This is a genomic window from Seonamhaeicola marinus (assembly GCF_008085455.1).
On sequence record NZ_VSDQ01000840.1, the window covers coordinates 1 to 255 of the forward strand.

A 255-nucleotide genomic window follows, 5' to 3' on the forward strand; every position below is an offset into this window, starting at 1 on the left:
TTTTAACATGCTTACACCAACTACAGATTTAAATAACGCGCTTCTATCACATATTTTAACAGAGTCTAACGGTTTTAGCACTGCTGCTGGCTATGTTGGTGCCGAAAACAAAATAGACCACGACGTGAGTTTACTAATACCCGAAATTTGGGCAAGAATGACACCTGCTGATAGAGATCCAAAAAACTTAATTGCCAATGGTTCTTTAGAAAAACTTGAAGATTTTGAATACCAAGGCAAAAAAGTATTAGCAAG

At 36.5% G+C, this 255-nt stretch carries 1 protein-coding gene; it reads left to right on the forward strand.

Going from position 1 to position 255, the window contains the following annotated elements:
• Positions 1-7: 7 nt before the first annotated feature.
• A partial coding sequence (locus FUA24_RS23805; RefSeq protein ID WP_187388385.1) for a hypothetical protein occupies positions 8-255 on the forward strand: 248 nt, incomplete at its 3' end.